Origin of the sequence: Rhodococcus sp. OK519 (genome assembly GCF_003051005.1) — a bacterium.
Lineage (GTDB): Bacteria > Actinomycetota > Actinomycetes > Mycobacteriales > Mycobacteriaceae > Prescottella.
This window is the reverse complement of record NZ_QAOW01000002.1, coordinates 56,311-73,710: the sequence shown is the minus strand read 5'-3', so window position 1 is coordinate 73,710 and position 17,400 is coordinate 56,311. Positions and strand designations below refer to the sequence as shown.

General features: G+C 68.5%; 12 protein-coding genes. 3 read left to right on the top strand and 9 right to left on the bottom strand.

Going from position 1 to position 17,400, the window contains the following annotated elements:
- The first annotated feature begins 41 nt into the window (after nucleotides 1–41).
- Nucleotides 42–917 (top strand): alpha/beta fold hydrolase, encoded by an 876-nt coding sequence (locus tag C8K36_RS07630; protein WP_181319462.1) that lies wholly within the window; start codon nucleotides 42–44, stop codon nucleotides 915–917.
- On the opposite strand, the gene C8K36_RS07625 is transcribed toward C8K36_RS07630, so the two are convergent.
- The 4 genes from C8K36_RS07625 to C8K36_RS07610 are packed head-to-tail and all read right to left on the bottom strand — an operon-like array spanning nucleotide 880 to nucleotide 4,346.
- A complete protein-coding gene (locus tag C8K36_RS07625) occupies nucleotides 880–1,587 on the bottom strand; it encodes an ABC transporter permease (protein ID WP_107983886.1) in 708 nt (235 codons plus the stop codon). The two genes, C8K36_RS07630 and C8K36_RS07625, sit on opposite strands and share 38 nt — an antisense overlap.
- Nucleotides 1,587–2,276, bottom strand: a complete 690-nt coding sequence (locus tag C8K36_RS07620; RefSeq protein WP_107983885.1) for an ABC transporter permease — start codon at nucleotides 2,274–2,276, stop codon at nucleotides 1,587–1,589. The genes C8K36_RS07625 and C8K36_RS07620 overlap by 1 nt, the downstream gene beginning before the upstream one ends.
- Before the next feature lie 4 nt (nucleotides 2,277–2,280).
- A complete protein-coding gene (locus C8K36_RS07615) occupies nucleotides 2,281–3,402 on the bottom strand; it encodes an ABC transporter ATP-binding protein (protein WP_107983884.1) in 1,122 nt (373 codons plus the stop codon).
- Nucleotides 3,399–4,346 (bottom strand): ABC transporter substrate-binding protein, encoded by a 948-nt coding sequence (locus C8K36_RS07610; protein WP_107983883.1) that lies wholly within the window; start codon nucleotides 4,344–4,346, stop codon nucleotides 3,399–3,401. The genes C8K36_RS07615 and C8K36_RS07610 overlap by 4 nt, the downstream gene beginning before the upstream one ends.
- 246 nt (nucleotides 4,347–4,592) lie before the next feature.
- Here C8K36_RS07610 and C8K36_RS07605 point away from each other — a divergent pair, with 246 nt between their 5' ends.
- Nucleotides 4,593–5,456 carry an ABC transporter substrate-binding protein gene (locus tag C8K36_RS07605; protein WP_258195312.1) on the top strand — a complete coding sequence of 288 codons (864 nt, stop codon included), beginning with the start codon at nucleotides 4,593–4,595 and terminating at the stop codon, nucleotides 5,454–5,456.
- Here the strand turns inward: C8K36_RS07605 and C8K36_RS07600 are convergent.
- From C8K36_RS07600 to C8K36_RS07590, 3 genes are read right to left on the bottom strand one after another with little or no spacing between them, the layout of a single operon-like run.
- Nucleotides 5,415–6,350 carry an alpha/beta hydrolase gene (locus tag C8K36_RS07600; RefSeq protein WP_107983881.1) on the bottom strand — a complete coding sequence of 312 codons (936 nt, stop codon included), beginning with the start codon at nucleotides 6,348–6,350 and terminating at the stop codon, nucleotides 5,415–5,417. The two genes, C8K36_RS07605 and C8K36_RS07600, sit on opposite strands and share 42 nt — an antisense overlap.
- 13 nt (nucleotides 6,351–6,363) lie before the next feature.
- Complete coding sequence (locus tag C8K36_RS07595) at nucleotides 6,364–7,194, bottom strand: SDR family NAD(P)-dependent oxidoreductase (protein WP_107983880.1); 831 nt, start codon at nucleotides 7,192–7,194, stop codon at nucleotides 6,364–6,366.
- Nucleotides 7,191–8,804, bottom strand: a complete 1,614-nt coding sequence (locus C8K36_RS07590; RefSeq protein WP_107983879.1) for a flavin-containing monooxygenase — start codon at nucleotides 8,802–8,804, stop codon at nucleotides 7,191–7,193. The genes C8K36_RS07595 and C8K36_RS07590 overlap by 4 nt, the downstream gene beginning before the upstream one ends.
- Before the next feature lie 70 nt (nucleotides 8,805–8,874).
- Between C8K36_RS07590 and C8K36_RS07585 the strand changes: the two genes are divergently transcribed.
- Nucleotides 8,875–9,486, top strand: coding sequence for a TetR/AcrR family transcriptional regulator (locus C8K36_RS07585; protein ID WP_107983878.1), 612 nt, complete (start codon nucleotides 8,875–8,877; stop codon nucleotides 9,484–9,486).
- Between the two features lie 160 nt (nucleotides 9,487–9,646).
- Here C8K36_RS07585 and C8K36_RS07580 read toward each other — a convergent pair whose 3' ends face one another.
- Both C8K36_RS07580 and C8K36_RS07575 read right to left on the bottom strand, forming a co-directional pair.
- Nucleotides 9,647–13,417, bottom strand: coding sequence for a multifunctional oxoglutarate decarboxylase/oxoglutarate dehydrogenase thiamine pyrophosphate-binding subunit/dihydrolipoyllysine-residue succinyltransferase subunit (locus tag C8K36_RS07580; protein WP_107983877.1), 3,771 nt, complete (start codon nucleotides 13,415–13,417; stop codon nucleotides 9,647–9,649).
- A 112-nt stretch (nucleotides 13,418–13,529) separates the two neighbouring features.
- Nucleotides 13,530–17,357, bottom strand: coding sequence for an ABC transporter ATP-binding protein (locus C8K36_RS07575; RefSeq protein WP_107983876.1), 3,828 nt, complete (start codon nucleotides 17,355–17,357; stop codon nucleotides 13,530–13,532).
- Nucleotides 17,358–17,400 lie beyond the last annotated feature (43 nt).

The following is a 17,400-nucleotide window of genomic DNA, read 5'->3' as shown; positions in this document are numbered from 1 at the left end:
ATCCGGCGCGCGTTCGACCGCTCTCGGTCAGGATTGTCGGCATGCGTGAGATCACCCTGGACCTCGACGCGGTCCGACTGCGGGCGCTGAGCTGGGGTCCCGAGACCGGCCGGCTCGCGGTCCTGCTGCACGGTTTCCCGGACACGGCCCACACCTGGCGACACTTGGGGCCGGCCCTGGCGGCCGAAGGCTGGCGGGTGGTCGCCCCGTTCACCCGCGGCTACGCGCCGTCCGCGGTGCCGGACGATCGCAGCGGCCACGTCGCCGCACTGATGGACGACGCCGTCGAGATCCATGCCCGCATGGACGGGGGAGCCGACGCGGTCCTGATCGGGCACGACTGGGGTGCGATCACAGCGAATGCGCTTGCGGCCCATCCGGACAACCCGTTCGTTGCCGTCGCCGCGCTGTCGGTGCCGCCGTTCCCGGCCCTGCGCACACCGGCCGCGCTGCGCGTACTGCCCCGGCAGGTCCGCAACAGCTGGTACATCCTATTCAACCAGCTTCCGGTGCTGCCCGAACGATGGGCCGAACGGGTGGTCCCCATACTGTGGGCGGACTGGTCGCCCGGCTACGACGCGACGGAGGATCTGCCGGCCGTGGCGGCCGCGATGGCCGATCCGGAGCACCGGCGCGCAGCGATCGGCTACTACCGCAACATGGCTCGACCGTTCCCACGTCCCCCCGCGCGCTACCGGCGGTGGGTAGGCGCGGAGATGCGCCTCCCGGTGACTCCGACGCTCTACCTGCACGGTGATCGCGACGGGTGCCTCGATGCGCGTTTCGCGGCGCTCGTGGCGCCCGCACTACCGCCGGGGAGCGACGCGCACGTGGTCGCCGATGCCGGTCACTTCCTGCAGTTGGAGCAGCCCGACGACGTCAACGCCCGAATTCTGAAGTTCCTCGCGGCGGTGTGACCGCGACCGGACGGCGCAGGCGTCCGGTGCCGGGCACGGACGCCCACACCGCGGCCGCGAGAACGCCGTCGATGATGAGCGCCAGTGCCGCGACGAGGATGGCGCCCACGAGGACGCGGTCGTAGCTGCGGAGCGCGAGTCCGTCGAAGATGTAGCGGCCCAGACCACCGAGGTTGACGTACGCGGCCACCGTGGCGGTCGCGATCACCTGGAGCGTTGCGCTGCGTAGTCCGCCGAGAATCAGCGGCAGGGCGTTGGGAATCTCGACCCGCAGCAGCACCTGCAGCGGTGTCATGCCCATCGCCTCCGCGGCGTCGACCACCTGCCGATCGACATTCGCGACGCCCGCGTACGTGCCGGCGAGCAGTGGTGGAATGCCGAGCAGCACCAGCGCGAGGATCGGCGGGATCAGCCCCAGCCCGAGCAACAGGACCAGCAGCGTGAGCACACCGAGGGTCGGCAGCGAGCGCAGCGCGTTGACGATACCGACGACGACGATCTCGCCGCGGCGAGAGTGCCCGATCGCCAGCCCTATCGGCACCGCGACCACCGCCGCGCCCGCGACGGCGAGCACGCTGTACCAGAGGTGCTGGAGGATCCGCGTGCCGATGCCCGTCGGGCCTTGCCAGTTCGACGGATCCACGAGGAAGTCCCAGGCGCTTGTGAACATCAGGCCGGACCCTCCGACAGCGTGACGGTCGTGCCCCGTGAGCGGACCCGTCGGGTGCCGCCGCGCTGCCACGGCGTCAGGAACCGGCCGACGAGATACAGCGCTGCGTCGAAGATCAGCGCGAGCACGACGATCGCGATGATGCCGGCGAGGATCTGCTCCGGGTAGTCCCGCTGGTAGCCCTTCGTGAACAGTTCACCGAGGCCGCCCACACCGATCAGTGCACCGACCGACACGAGCGAGATGTTGGTGACCGCGACGACGCGGACGTTCGCGACGAGCACCGGAAGAGCCAGCGGTAGTTCGACGGTGAGCGCGCGTCGAAGCGGCGTGAACCCCATCGCGGTCGCAGAGTCCACGACGTCGGCCGGCACCGCGTCGAGCGCCTCCGGCACCGCGCGGACCAGGAGGGCTGTCGAGTAGATCGTCAACGCGATCACGACGTTGGTCGGATCGAGGATCGCCAGCCCGAAGACCGTGGGGACCGTGACGAACAGCGCGAGTGAGGGAATCGTGAACGCGATGCTCGCGACCACCAGCGTGGTGCGGCGCAGCCACGGGACGCCCCGGACGGCCGTGCCGAGGGGGATCGCGATCACGAGCCCCAGCAGCAGCGGGAGCAGTGCCAGATACAGGTGCTCGCGCGTCAGATCCAGCACGTACGAGAAATTCTCGGTCAGGTAGCGCACACCGTCACCGGCCGTTCCGCAGGCGATCCTCTGCGCGACGCTGTTCGGCGAGCAGTGCGACGACGTCGGCCGCGTCGATCCCGCCGACCACGGCGCCGGACGTATCGACCGCCACACCGACACCCGACGGCGACGAGATGGCGGCGTCGAGCGCTTGGCGTAGATCCGTGCCGACCGTGAACAGCGACCCGCCCGCCGCCGATGCCTCCGCGACGGAGCGACCCGCCCGCACGGCGTCCAGGCCCGCCGCATCGATCCAGCCTCGCGGGTGCTCGGCGTCGCTGACGACGAGTGCCCAATCCCCGGGAGCAAGTGCTGCGGCGGCGATCTCCGACTCGCGCAACCTGCGGAGGGCGTGAAGGGGCACGGCGTCGGCGCCACGGAAGGACAACCCGCGGTAGCCGCGGTCGCGGCCGACGAAATCTGCTACGAAATCGGTTGCGGGAGCCGCGAGCACGATGCGCGGAGTGTCGTGTTGCTGCAGGCGGCCGTGCGGGCCGAAGACCGCGACCCGGTCACCGAGTCGGACGGCCTCGTCGATGTCGTGGGTGACGAACACGATGGTCTTGCGCAGTTCGGCCTGCAGTCGCTGCATCTCGGCCTGGAGTTCGGCGCGTACCACCGGATCGACCGCGCTGAAGGGCTCGTCCATCAGCAGGATCGGCGGATCCGCGGCGAGCGCCCGCGCCACGCCCACCCGCTGCTGCTGACCGCCGGACAGTTGCGCCGGATACCGTCCCGCCAGAATCGGGTCGAGGCCCACCCGATCGAGGACGTCGAGTGCGGCGCGCCGCGCCGCCCGGCGGGTCTGTCCCCGCAGGACCGGGACCGTCGCGATGTTGTCCAGGACGGTGCGGTGCGGCAGCAGGCCGCCGCCCTGGATGACGTACCCGATGCCGCGGCGCAGTTCGACGGCGTCCGTCGCGGCGACGTCGCGGCCGTCGACGGTGACGGTGCCCGCCGTGGGCACCACCATCCGGTTGACCATCCGCATCGACGTCGTCTTGCCGCAGCCGGACGGGCCGACGAAGACTGTGAACGAACCCGCGTCGATCTTCAGGTCGAGTCCGTCGACGGCCACCGTGCCATCCGGGAAACGTTTGGAGACAGCGGAGAACGAGATCACGAGATGGGGGTGTCCAGGCCCTGACGTGCGACCCACTGCTTCGCCGCAGCCTGAGGTTCGGTCTTGCTGTCGCCGGACACTGCGTCGTTGAGCCCCACCAGTTCTTCGGTGGTGAGCTTGGCCGACACGGCATCGAGGATCTGCGTCAACCGGTCGGTCTGCGCCGACGCCCGCAGCAGCGGGACCACATTCTGGGCGGGGAAGTTGCTCTTGGGATCGGTCAGCACGACGAGGTCGTTGGCCTCGATCGCGGGCGACGTGGTGAAGATGTTCGCGGCCGTCACCTGCCCGGACGTGAGTGCCTTCACCGTTGCGGGACCGCCGCCGTCGGCGATGGGAACGAAATTGGCGGCCGAGATGTCGAGGCCGTAGATCTCGCGCAGGCCCGGCAACCCCACCGACCGCTCCTGGAACTCGGCCGGCGCCGCGAAGGTCACCTCCGCGGAATGCGCTGCGAGGTCGGCGATCGACGTCAGGTTCCACTTCTCGGCGGTCTCGCGGGTCACCACGACGGCGTCCTTGTCCTCGGCCGGAGCCGGGGTCGCGATCGCGAGATCCGGTGCCAGCGCGGCAGGCAGTGCCGCCTCGATGTCCGCGGCGGTGGTGGCCGTCGATGCAGGTTCGAGGTATTCGAGCAGGTTTCCGGTGTAGTCGGGGATCACTGTGAGCGAACCGTCGCGCAGGGCCGGGACGTACACCTCGCGGGTGCCGATGTTCATCTTCGTCTGCACGTCGAACCCGTTGGCCCGCAGCGCCTCGGCGTATACGAAACCCACCGTCTCCGATTCCGGGAAGTTCGCGGAGCCCACGACGACGGTGTCGCCGTCCGTGTTCGACCCGCCGCTTTCGAGTGGGTCACCGCCACACGCCGCGAGGGGCAGCGCGAGCAGTGCGATGAGGCCCGCGCCGAAGCGGCCGCGATTTCGAACCCGGAAAACCTTCATGTCGTCCTTCCATCGGATCCGGCGTGACGGCACCCCCGCAACTCGAGAGTGGTCGTCGCGCGGTGGCAAGCCGGATCTCTCGACCGCTCGTGATGGTGCGCGGACTCAGTGTAACGATAGGTACGACAAACGCACGGCACGACAGATGCAGGTGTGCAGCACGCTCGATCGGAGAGGGACACGGTGGCACCGAACGGAAATGGGCGCATCCTCAGACGTGCGACAGGTCTCACAGCCTGCCTCGCGGTGATTCCCACCGTGGCTGTCGTGGCGGGGTGCGGGGTCGACCTGAGCAGCGTCACCGGTGGGCCGCCCGCGCCCGCACCGGTCGTGATCGGTGCCGCCGACACCGTCGAGGGCGAACTCGTCGCGCGTCTCTACGAGGGCGCGCTGGGCGCGAGCGGTAGGGCCACCGAACTGGTCCTGGGTCTGGGCGACCAGACGGATCGCCTGGCTGCCCTGGACGACAACCGCGTCTCGCTCGTGCCCGAGCACACGGGTCGACTGCTGTGGCGGTTCGATCCCTCGTCCGAGGTCACCGAGTCGGAGGACGTGTACGAGGCGCTCAACAGGTCTCTGCCGGACGGGATTTCGGTGTCGGAGTATGCGCCTGCGGACGACCGGGCGGCGCTCGTGCTGACGGCGGGTCAGGCGGAGTCGTCGGGGGCGCGCTCGGTCGCCGACCTCGCCGACCGGTGCTCCGCGCTCACTCTTCACGCGTCCACCACCTTCTCGGAGGACACGCACGCGCTCGAGCGGCTGCAGTCGCGGTACGGGTGCACCTTCGGAGGGGTCGTCCCGGCCGGTGCGACGTCCGACGTCGCACGGGAACTGATCGCCGGAGTCTCGGCGGTCGGCGGGGCCACTACCGCCGATCCGGTTGTCGCGCAGAACGAACTGGTGGTACTCGCCGACGACGAGGCCGCCTTCACGGCGCAGAACGTGGTGCCGCTCTTCCGCAGTGGCGTGCTGAACGCCGACGACGTCAGGGCACTGAGTGTGATCCTGCAGTTGAGCACCGGAGACCTGACGGCGATGGCGGCGCGGGTGCGCGACGGCGAGGTCTCGTCAGCCGAGGTCGCCGGTGAGTGGCTCGGCGAACACACCTGACGGGAACACCGAGCGCAGGAACGCGCCCAGGTCGGCCACGGCGTCCGCGGCCTCCCCGAGCACCGACGCCTGCAGGTGCGCGACATGCCACAGGCGGGGGTACTCGACGTAGTGCAGGCCGTTGCCCGCCGCCTCGAGTTTCGCCCGCAGATCGGCGATCTGCGGATAGAGCACCTCTTTCGCGCCCACATGCACGGCGGTCGGCGGTAGGCCGGTCAGATCGCCGTGCAGCGGCGCGTAGCCGGGATCGGTGGGATCCCCGCCGCCCAGATACGCCCCGGCCGACGCATACGCCCAGGCGGTGTTCACGACGACGTCGCGATCGAACGGCGCTGTGCGTGAACCGGGATCGACCCATGGCGAGATGAGGGCCAGCGCGGCGGGACGCAGCCTGCGAGTGTCGATCAGGCGGCGAGCCGTGGCGAGCGAGAGTCCACCGCCGGCCGAATCTCCGGCGATGGCAACCCGATCGGCCGAGAATCCGTGGTCGGCGACGAGTTCGGTGAACGCGGCGACCGCGTCGTCCAGCCCGGCAGGGAACGGATGCTCGGGGGCGAGTCGATAGTCGAGCGTGTATACGACACTGGCGGATTCGCGCGCCAGGTACGCCGCGAGCGAGCGGTGTGTCGCGAGGGACCCGATCGTGTAGGCACCGCCGTGCAGATAGAGCACCGCGCACCGACGCTCGGTGGCGCCGACCGTGATGCGCTCTGCGGGACGGCCGGCGAGAGTGGTCTTCTCGACGACCGCCCCGTCGGGCAGTGTCTGGATCGGCGCGGCGAGGTCCAACAGTGCGCGCTGTACCCGGAACGGGAGACGAGCATTGAGCGCCAGACGGTAGAAGGGCTTGACGCTCGCCTCGACGAGGGGCAGTGGGAGATCGATCGAACGCACCGTGGATCCTTCGCTACTTGGACTTCGGCATCACGCGTGAGGTGATCGTCGCGACGACCCGCTGATAGCTCGGGCCGACGATCCGTACCCATGCATCGAGGAACTTGGCATCCGCGCCGATCAGCACGCGCGCCTTGCCCTTGCGGACGCCGTTCACGATGGTCTTCGCGGCATCCTCGGGTGTTGTGCGCGCGAGACGCTTGTCGAAGAACTGGGCGAAGGTCACCTGGTCGTCGCCGTCGGGCATCGTTGCGTTCCGCGCGATCGCGGTCTTGATGCCGCCGGGGTGCACGCACGTGACCTTCACCGGGTGTTTCGCGATGAGCATCTCCTGGCGGAGCGACTCCGTGAATCCACGGACCGCGAACTTGGCTGCGTTGTAGGCACTCTGGCCCGGGATCGCCAGCAGGCCGAACAGGCTCGAGATGTTCACGATGTGTCCGTCACCGGACGCGATCACGTGGGGCAGGAACGCCTTGGTGCCGTTGACGACACCCCAGAAGTCGACGTCCATGATGCGCTCGATGTCCTTGAACTCCGAGCGCTCCACCTCGCCGTGGAAGGCGATGCCGGCGTTGTTGTACACCTGGTTCACCTTGCCGAAGTGGGCGACCACGGCGTCGGCGTACGCGAGGACCGCCTCGCGCTGCGTGACGTCGAGATGATCGGACTTGACGTCGGCGCCGAGTGCCTCCACCTGACGAACCGTCTCGGCCAGCCCTGTCGAATCCATGTCGGACAGGGCGATTTTCGCGCCCCGCCCGGCCAGGTTCAGCGCCACGGCGCGGCCGATACCCGATCCTGCGCCGGTGATGACGCAGACCTTGCCTGCGAACTCGCTCACTGTGCTGCCACCTTGTCGTCGTCGAGATCGGTATCGGCCAGGTCCGCTTCGATGGAGGCGGTATTCACGGCCGGCTTCTGCGCCGCGATCGTGGGCACCGGCAGATCGCCGGTCGTCACGCTGCGGTAGGCCCCCAGATCGAACTGCTTGGTCATGTTGCGGAACTCGAACGTGAAACCCGGCCACAGCGTCGTGTTGTTGCCGTGCTTGTCGAGATACCAACTGGCGCAACCGCCGTTGTTCCACACACTCTTCGAGAGCTTGTTCTGCAGTTCTCGGTTGTACGTGTCCTGCGCGTCCTTGCGGACCTCGATCGTGCCGATGTCGTAGCGCTCGATCACCTTGATCGCATCGACGACGTAGTTGAGCTGCGACTCGATCATGAACACCATCGAGCTGTGGCCGAGTCCGGTGTTGGGGCCGACCAGGAAGAACATGTTGGGGAAGTTCGCGATCGCCGAACCCTTGTAACCCTGCTGGCCTCCGTCGTCGAAGGTCTGTGCGAGCGAACGCCCATCCTTGCCGAAAATGCCTGCGAACGTGGGGGAGTCGGTGACATGGAAGCCGGTGGCGACGACGATTGCGTCGACCTTGCGCTCGACGCCGCCCCGGTCGACGACCGAATCCTTGCGGACCTCGGCGATACCGTCGGTGACGACGTCGACGTTCGGCTGCGCGAGCGCGGGGTAGTAGTTGTTGGAGATCAGCATGCGCTTGCAGCCGATCTGGAAGTTCGGGGTGACCTTGCGGCGCAGGTCCCGGTCCTTGATCTGCCGGCGAAGGTGCCGCTCGGCGGCGAACTGCAGCGGCTTCATGAAGATCGGGGCCTTCGCGAGGCCGACGACCTGAGTCTCACGCATCCAGTAGATGCCGGTGCGGCACAGCTTCTGGAAGCCGGGCAGGTACTTGAACGCGAGGTGCTCGGCCTTGGTGTACTCGCGATCGGCGCGCGGCAGGATCCACGGCGCGGTGCGTTGGTAGACGTCGAGCTGTGCGGCCTTCGCCGCGAGTTGCGGCACGATCTGGATGGCCGACGCGCCCGTGCCGATCACGGCGATCCGCTTGCCGCTCAGGTCGGCGTCGTGGTTCCACTGCGCGGAGTGGAAGATTTCGCCCTCGAAGCCTTCGATGCCCTCGATGTCGGGCAGCGACGGCTCGCACAGGGCGCCGACGGCGGCGACGACGATTTTGGCGACGAAGTTGCCCTTCGACGTCTGCACCTCCCAGTGCGCAGACGTCTCGTTCCAGTGCGCGGACTGCACCTCGCACCCGAAGACGTGCTTGTCGAGGACGCTGTACCGGCGCGCGACCGACGAGATGTAGTTCTGGATCTCGGGCTGCGGCGAGAAGGATCGCGTCCACTCGGGGTTCAGGGCGAAGGAGTACGAGTACAGGTGGGAGGGGACGTCGCACGCGGCACCGGGGTACGTGTTATCGCGCCACGTGCCGCCGACGTCGTCGCCCCGCTCGAGAACGAGGAAGTCCTTCTTGCCCGCCTGTGCCAGCTTGATAGCAGCGCCGAGACCCGCGAAGCCGCTGCCGATGATCAGGGTGTCGACCTGGCGCGGGGACGCGGCCCTGGCGGAAGTATCTGTGACTGGAAGACTCATATATGGGAGCGTAGGAGCTTGTTGATCGACAGTCAATAGCTTACTGACTGCGATTCAGTAAGGTGGTCGCATGGATGCAGTCAAACGCGTACGACTGAGCCCGGAAGAGCGGCGGGCCCAGCTCATCGACCTCGGCGTCCGCATGCTGGCAGATCGTCCACTCGAGCAGATCTCGGTCGAGGACATCGCCGACAAGGCCGGCGTTTCGCGTGGCCTGCTGTTCCACTACTTCGCGTCCAAGCACGACTTCCACGTCGAGATCGTGCGACACACGAGCGCCGAGATGCTCGCCCGCACCGCTCCGAACCTCGACCTCGCGCCCATCGACATCCTGCGCGACGTCATGGCGTCGTACGTCGACTACGTTTCCGACAACTGCGACACCTACGTGTCACTGCTGCGCGGCACGGCCAGTGGTGACCCCGCGATGCGGGAGGTCTTCGAGGCGACCCGCGCCGAGATGGCCCGCCGAGTTGTCGAGCAACTCCCGACACTCGGAATCGAACCCGATGCCCGTATCGCCCTCTCGGTGCGAGGCTGGATCGCCTTCGTCGAGGAGGCCACCATCACGTGGCTGCGCACACCGGAGATCCCCCGCGACGAGCTGATCGAAATGCTGGTCACGGCACTGCCCGCGGTCGCGCTCAGCGCCGGAGCGGCCGCAGCCCTGCTCGGCGGCTGACCGGTCTCTCGCGTTTCGCGCACTTATCGCGGCTCTCGAGGGCCCGAAGCCGCGCTTTGCGCACTTATCGCGGTTTCAGAGGAGCCGAAGAGACGACACCGGCCCGCCCACTCGGGAAGAGTGGACGGGCCGGTGTCGTTGTCTCAGCCGATCAGGCGGATCACTTCGTGGGCGAGAACGCCGCGTCGATGATCTCCTGCTGCTCGACGGCGTGGACCTTGCTCGAGCCCGACGACGGTGCCGACATCGCACGACGCGAGACGCGCTTGATGCCCGCGAGCTTCTCGGGAAGCAGCTCCGGCAGGGCCAGGCCGAGGAACGGCCATGCGCCCTGGTTCGCCGGCTCCTCCTGCACCCAGTTGAACTCGGTGACATTCGGGTAGCGGTCCAGCGTCTCCGCGATGCGGCGGCGCGGGATCGGGTACAGCTGCTCGATCCGGACGATCGCGACGTCGTCGCGATTCTCCTTCTGCTTCTTGGCGAGCAGCTCCCAGTAGATCTTGCCCGCGGTCAGCAGCACACGCTTGACCTTGGTGCGGTCGCCACCGTCGGACTCGTACGACGGCTCCTCGAACACCGAGCGGAACTTGCCCGTGGTGAAGTCTTCGAGATTGCTGACCGCAGCCTTGTTGCGCAGCATCGACTTCGGCGTGAACACCACGAGCGGGCGGCGGATGCCGTCCAGGTGGTGGCGACGCAGCAGGTGGAAGTAGCTGGCCGGGGTCGACGGCATCGACACCGTCATCGAGCCCTCGGCGCACAGCTGCAGGAAGCGCTCGATGCGGCCGGACGTGTGGTCCGGGCCCTGGCCCTCGTGGCCGTGCGGCAGCAGCAGCACGACGTCGGACAGCTGACCCCACTTGGCCTCACCGGACGAGATGAACTCGTCGATGATGGTCTGCGCGCCGTTGACGAAGTCGCCGAACTGCGCTTCCCACAGCACCAGGGCGTCGGGGTTGCCGACCGAGTAGCCGTACTCGAAGCCCAGGCCCGCGAACTCGGTGAGCGCAGAGTCGTAGACCATGAACTTGCCGCCGTTGTCGGCCCTCGTCGCGAGATCCGCGATCGGGCTGTACTCGTCGCCGTTCTTGCGGTCGATCAGCACGGAGTGACGCTGCGTGAACGTGCCGCGGCGCGAGTCCTGCCCGGCCAGGCGCACCATGGCGCCCTGCTCGGCCAGCGAACCGAACGCGAGCAGCTCGGCGAACGCCCAGTCGACGTTGCCCTCGCGGGACATCTCGCGGCGCTTCTCGATGACCGGCTTGACGCGCGGGTGCACCGTGAAGCCCTCGGGGACGTTGACGAACGCGTCGCCGATGCGGGCGAGTGTCGCCGCGTCGACCGCGGTGGTGAGGCGGGCCGGCGGGGTCTGGTCGAGCTCGACCGACTCCGACGGTTCCGGCTTGAACTTCTCGAGCTCGCGAACCTCGTTGAACACCCGCTCCAGCTGGCCCTGGTAGTCGCGCAGGGCGTCCTCGGCCTCCTTGAGCGAGATGTCGCCGCGGCCGATCAGGGCCTCCGTGTAGCTCTTGCGGACGCTGCGCTTGGTGTCGATCAGGTCGTACATCGCCGGCTGCGTCATCGACGGGTCGTCGCCCTCGTTGTGACCGCGACGGCGGTAGCAGATGAGGTCGATCACGACGTCCTTGCCGAACTTCTCACGGAAGTCGACGGCCAACTGGGCCACCCAGACACATGCCTCGGGGTCGTCGCCGTTCACGTGGAAGATCGGCGCGCCGATCATCTTCGCGACGTCGGTGCAGTACTCGGACGAACGCGAGTGCTCCGGGGCGGTGGTGAAGCCGACCTGGTTGTTGACCACGATGTGCACGGTGCCGCCGGTGCGGTAGCCGCGCAGCAGCGCCAGGTTCAGGGTCTCGGCAACGACACCCTGGCCGGCGAACGCCGCATCGCCGTGCAGCATCAGCGGCAGGACGGTGAAGCCTTCCTGGCCCTTGTCCAGGATGTCCTGCTTCGCGCGGACCAAGCCCTCGAGGACCGGGTCGACCGCTTCGAGGTGCGACGGGTTCGCGGTGAGCGAGACCTTGATGTCGTTCTCGCCGAACATCTGGATGTAGGTGCCCTCGGCGCCCAAGTGGTACTTCACGTCGCCGGAGCCGTGCGCGGCCGCCGGGTTCATGTTGCCCTCGAACTCGGTGAAGATCTTCGAGTACGGCTTGCCCACGATGTTCGCGAGCACGTTGAGGCGACCACGGTGCGGCATGCCGATGACGACCTCGTCGAGGGCGTGCTCGGCGCTCTGGTCGATGACGGCGTCCATCATCGGGATGACCGACTCGGCACCCTCGAGCGAGAAGCGCTTCTGGCCGACGTACTTGGTCTGCAGGAACGTCTCGAACGCCTCGGCGGCGTTGAGCTTGCTCAGGATGTACTTCTGCTGCGCGACCGTCGGCTTGACGTGCTTGGCCTCGACGCGCTCCTGCAGCCAGGACTGCTGCTCGGGCTCGAGGATGTGCGTGTACTCGACGCCGATGTGGCGTGCGTACGCATCACGCAGGATCGACAGCACATCGCGGAGCTTCATCCGCGACTTGCCGTGGAAGCCGCCGACGTTGAACTCGCGGTCCAGGTCCCACAGTGTCAGGCCGTGGCTCGTGACGTCCAGGTCGGGGTGGCTGCGGAACTTGTCCTTGACGAACTGCAGCGGATCCGTGTCGGCCATCAGGTGACCACGGTTGCGGTACGCCGCGATCATCTCGAGCACTCGCGTGCTCTTGTCGACTGCGCCCTCCGGCACATCCTTGCGCCAGCGGACCGGCTCGTAAGGAATGTGCAGCGAGTGGAAGACCTCGTCGTAGAACTCGTCGCTGATCAGCAGGTTGTGGATGGTCCGGAGGAAGTCGCCGGACTCGGCACCCTGGATGATGCGGTGGTCGTAGGTGGAGGTCAGCGTCATGAGCTTGCCGACGCCCATGTCCGCGATGCGCTCGTCGCTCGCACCCTGGAACTCGGCCGGGTACTCCATTGCGCCGGCGCCGATGATGGCGCCCTGGCCCTGCATCAGGCGGGGCACGGAGTGCACGGTGCCGATGCCGCCCGGGTTGGTGAGCGAGATCGTGACACCGGAGAAGTCCTCGGCAGTGAGCTTGCCGTCACGGGCACGACGGACGATGTCCTCGTAGGCGCCGTAGAACTGCACGAAGTTCATCGACTCGGTGCCCTTGATGGCAGCGACGACCAGCGAACGGCTGCCGTTCTTGCCGGGCAGGTCGATGGCCAGACCGAGGTTGGTCTGTGCCGGGGTGACGACGTTGGGCTTGCCGTCGATCTCGGCGAAGTGGCGGTTCATGTTCGGGAACGAGTTGACCGCCTGCACGATCGCGTACCCGAGGATGTGGGTGAACGAGATCTTGCCGCCACGGGTCCGGGCGAGGTGGTTGTTGATGACGATGCGGTTGTCGAACATCAACTTGGCCGGGATGGCGCGGACACTGGTGGCCGTCGGAATGCTGAGCGAGGCGGACATGTTGCGGGCAACGGTGGCGGCCGCACCGCGCAGGACCTGGTTGGCGGCCTGCGTGGAGGTCTCCGCGGGAGCAGCCGCGGCAGCCTTGGGGGCCGGCGTCGCAGCCTTGGGGGCCGGCGCTGCCGCCTTGGGTGCCGGAGCGGAGGCGGGCTTCGGGGCCGGGGGAGCCGGCGCGGCCGGGGGAGCAGCAGCGGGTGCCGGTGCGGCGGGAGCTGCAGCTGCCGGTGCCGGGGCGGTGGCCCCGTTCGCGGCCTTGGTGGCGACATCACCGGCGCCGTTCAGCGCCTCACCGTTCCCGGCGGCATTCGCCGCGTCGGGCGAGTAATCCGTCAGAAACTCGTGCCAACTCGCGTCCACGGATGAGGGATCATCCTGGAAGCGTTGGTACATCTCGTCAACCAACCACTGGTTCTGTCCGAACTGGGAAGTAGAGCTGCTGCTCACGGCAGGTGTTCGCCTCGTTTCTTTCTTCGGTACCCGATCAGAGCGCCTATACACATGAGGCTAGCGTCCGTACGGCGGACGTGGCCATCCGGTCCGCCGCGTGTTGGCTGTCTCACACTGTTGCGATGGGGTCACCATCGAAGACGGTTCTCGCGGACGAATTATTCCCCTGTTCACGCGCCGCCGCATCACAGAGCCGCGAGTAGTGACCGCCCGCATGGCGAAGGGTGCTGTGAGCACCACTTTCGACGATTCTGCCGCCGTCGACGACCACCACCAGATCGGCGCGCGCGGCAGTCGCGAGCCGGTGCGCGACCACCACTGACGTGCGTTTCCGGGTGACCATGCGGTTCGATTCGAGGACGATCCGCTCGGTCGCCGGATCGAGGGTCGCGGTGGCCTCGTCGAGCAGCAACAGGTCCGGATCGACCATCTCGGCGCGCGCGAGCGCGATCAGCTGACGTTGCCCCGCGGACAGTCCCTGTCCGCGCTCGCCGATGGGCTGGTTCATACCCCCGCGTAGCGCCGCGATCGTCGGCAGGGCGCCCACCGCTCGCGCGGCGGCTTCGATGTCGGCGCGGGACGCGTCCGGTCGGCCGTACGCGATGTTGCTCGCGACGGTGCCGGTGAACAGGTGGGCCTCCTGCGGCACGACGCCGAGCCGCCGCCGATAGTCGTGGAGCGGATAACGGCGCAGATCCTCGTGGTCGACCCGGACCGATCCCGTCGTCGGGTCGTAGAAGCGGGCGAGGAGTTTCACGACGGTCGACTTGCCCGCCCCGGTCCGGCCGACGAGCGCGACCGTCGTCCCGGACGGAATCTGCAGCGAGATGTCGCTGAGGGCGTCCGACTCGGCGCCCTGGTAGCGGAAGGTGACGTCGTCGAACAGCACGTCGCCGCGCAGGTGCCCGGTGATGGGGACGGTCCGTTCGGCGTCGGCGGTCTCGATGGAACTGGGTGTGGCGAGGAGGTCGCCGATGCGTCGTAGTCCGACGTCGGCCTGCTGGTAGCCGTCGAACACCTGCGACAGCTGCTGAATCGGGCCGAACAGCAGTCCGAGGTACAGCACGAACGCGACGAGCGTGCCGGCCGTGGCCGAGCCGTCGGCGACCCGGTGCGCACCGACGAACACGACCGCGGCCAGCGCCAGATCCGACAGCAGCGTGATGAAGGGGAAGTACACCGAGATCGCCCGCTGCGACCGCATGCGGCTGCGGCGGTAGCTGTCCGCGCGTTCGGCGAATCGCTGCGCGGTGAACTCCTCGCGGCGATAGGCCTGTGCGGCGCGCAGCCCGGCGACGTTCTCCTGGAACTCGGCGTTGACCAGCGAGATCCGCTCACGCGACACCGAGTACGCGGTGCTCGACACTCGCCGGAAGACCACCGTGGCGGCCGTCAGCGGAACGAGCGCGGCGAGCGCGACGAGCGCGAGCGTGACATCGGTGACCAGGAGCGCGACCGCGATCCCGACGAGCGTCAGCAGCGATACCACCGCGGTCGACAGGCCGGTCTGGATGAACGACGACAGCGCGTCGACGTCGGTGGTCATGCGGGTCATGATCCGCCCCGACAATTCGCGCTCGTAGTAGTCCAGACCCAGTCGCTGCAGGTGGGCGTAGCTGCGCACACGCAGCCCGAACAGCACCCGCTCGCCGGCCCGGGCCGTGATCACCGTGAGGATCGCGACGACGAGCCAGCCGACCAGCGCCAGTACCGTGCCGACGGCAGCGGCCGCCCACAGCGGAGCCGTGTCACCGGGAACCACGCCGTGGTCGATCGCGTAGCGGACGATCGCCGGGAACGCGATGCCGATCAGCGAGTCCAGTGCGAGGCACGCGACGATACCGGCGAGGATCCACCGCACCGGGTGCAGCAGCCGGCCCAGCCGGAACTCTGGGTCGTCGCGCCGTAGTCGGCCGGTGTCGGTATCGGGATCCTCGTCCGCCGGCGGCAGGGCCTCGACAGCGCGCCGCAACTCCGGCGTCGCGGCCACGCCACCGAGCGCGCCCGACATGTGCCCGCCGCCGCCACCGCCGCCGTGCCCGAGACCCGGCTGCGCGGGGGCACCGTCGCCTGTCGCGCGTTCGGTGTCGGCCTCGGGCCACAGCTGGGCCTCGGTGGGCTCGGGGACGGCGGCGACGGGTGCGGCGTCGTCTGTGGTGGTGGTGTCGGACGGATCCGGCGACGCGAGCAGCGTGCGGAACAGCGGGCACCGTTCGTCGAGCTCGTCGACGGTGCCGATGTCGATGATGCGTCCCCCTTCGAGGACCGCGACACGATCGGCGAGGGTGAGCGTGGACCGGCGGTGCGCCAGGATGAGCGTCGTCCGCTCCCGGCCGCTGCGGATGCCGTCGAAGATGACGGCTTCGGTGGTGGCGTCCACTGCGGACGTCGCGTCGTCGAGGATGAGCACCCGCGGGTCGACGAGCAGCGCGCGGGCGAGCGCGACGCGCTGCCGCTGGCCTCCCGACAGGGTGAGGCCGCGCTCGCCGACGACGGTGTCGTAGCCGTCGCTGAGCGCCGCGATGAACTCGTCGGCCTGAGCCAGTTTCGCGGCGGCCCGGATCTCCTCGGCGCTGGCTTCGGGACGGCCGAGCGCGATGTTCGCCGCGATTGTGTCGGAGAACAGGAACGGTTCGTCGAACACCAGGCCGACGGCCGCGCGGAGCTGGTCGGCACGCACGTCGGCGACGTCGAAGACCCGGCCTTCGGAGGTGAGCGACACGCTCCCGGTGTGCGGTGCGTAGAAGCGTGGGAGCAGCAGCGACAGCGCGGTCTTGCCGGATCCGGCCGGGCCCACGACGGCGACGGATTCGCCGGGGGCGATGGTGAGGTCGAGACCGGACAGCACGCTGAGGTCGTCGTCGAAGCCGAATCCGACGTCACGCAGTTGGACGCCGAGCGGGCCGTCCGGCAGGTCGACCGGATGCGCCGGATCGGACACCTCGGGCTCGGTGTCGATCACCTCGTACACACGCTCGACCGCGGCCCGAGACAGCTGAGCCATGATCACGACCTGGGACAGCGTCCGGGTGGCGGTGGTCATCGTCACGACGTACGCCGCGAACGCGAGGAATGTGCCGACCGTGATCTGGCCGTGGAGGGCGAGCCAGCCGCCGAGCGCGACGACGCCGACGAGGCCGAGTTGGGGCAGCGCCGCCATCGACGGCGCGAAGCGCGCGTTGATCCGCGCCGCGCGCAGGCGCTCGGCATACAGCGTGCGGCCGAGGTCCTCGAGCTGGTCGACGGCCCGCGATTCCTGGCCGAAACCCTTGACGACCCGCACACCGGTGACCGTCTCCTCGACGTGCTGCGCGAGGTCGGCGGCGCGCTGCTGGGCGGACCACGTGGCCGCGAACAGTGTGGGCCGCACGAGATACACGACAAGTCCGACCGCGGGCACCACGACGAGCGCGACGACGGTGAGCAGCGGCGAGAGCCAAGCCATGATCACCAGGGCCAGGACGAACTGCAGTACGACACCCGCCGACATCGGCACCATCGCGAGCAGGCCCTGGACGAGTTGGAGGTCGGTGATCGACCGGGACACCACCTGGCCGGTGCGGATCTGGTCCTGCCCGCGGCCGTCGAGACGCTGCAGCGAACCGAGCAGGCCCAGCCGCAGGTCGTGCTGTACGTCCAGGGACAGCCGTCCCGCCAGCATGCGGCGCCCGTACTGACAGCCGAAGCGGACACAGCCGAGGATCGCGATGAGCACCGCGATTCCGCCGATGACACGGGTGGCGGTTGATTCGCCGCCCGACGCCGCATCGACCGCGACCTTCGTCAGCAGTGGGAACGCGATGTCGATGATCGCCGCCACCACCGTCACCGCGAGCGCACCGACGGCGGTCCTCCGGTGGTTCCAGCACTCCGCGGTGAGTCGTCGTATCCAGCCGCGGTGCTCGTCGGCCACCGGTGTCGCATCCTGTTTTTCCATCGCGATCAACGGTAGTCCGGTGGCACGACAGCCTCGCGGGGGT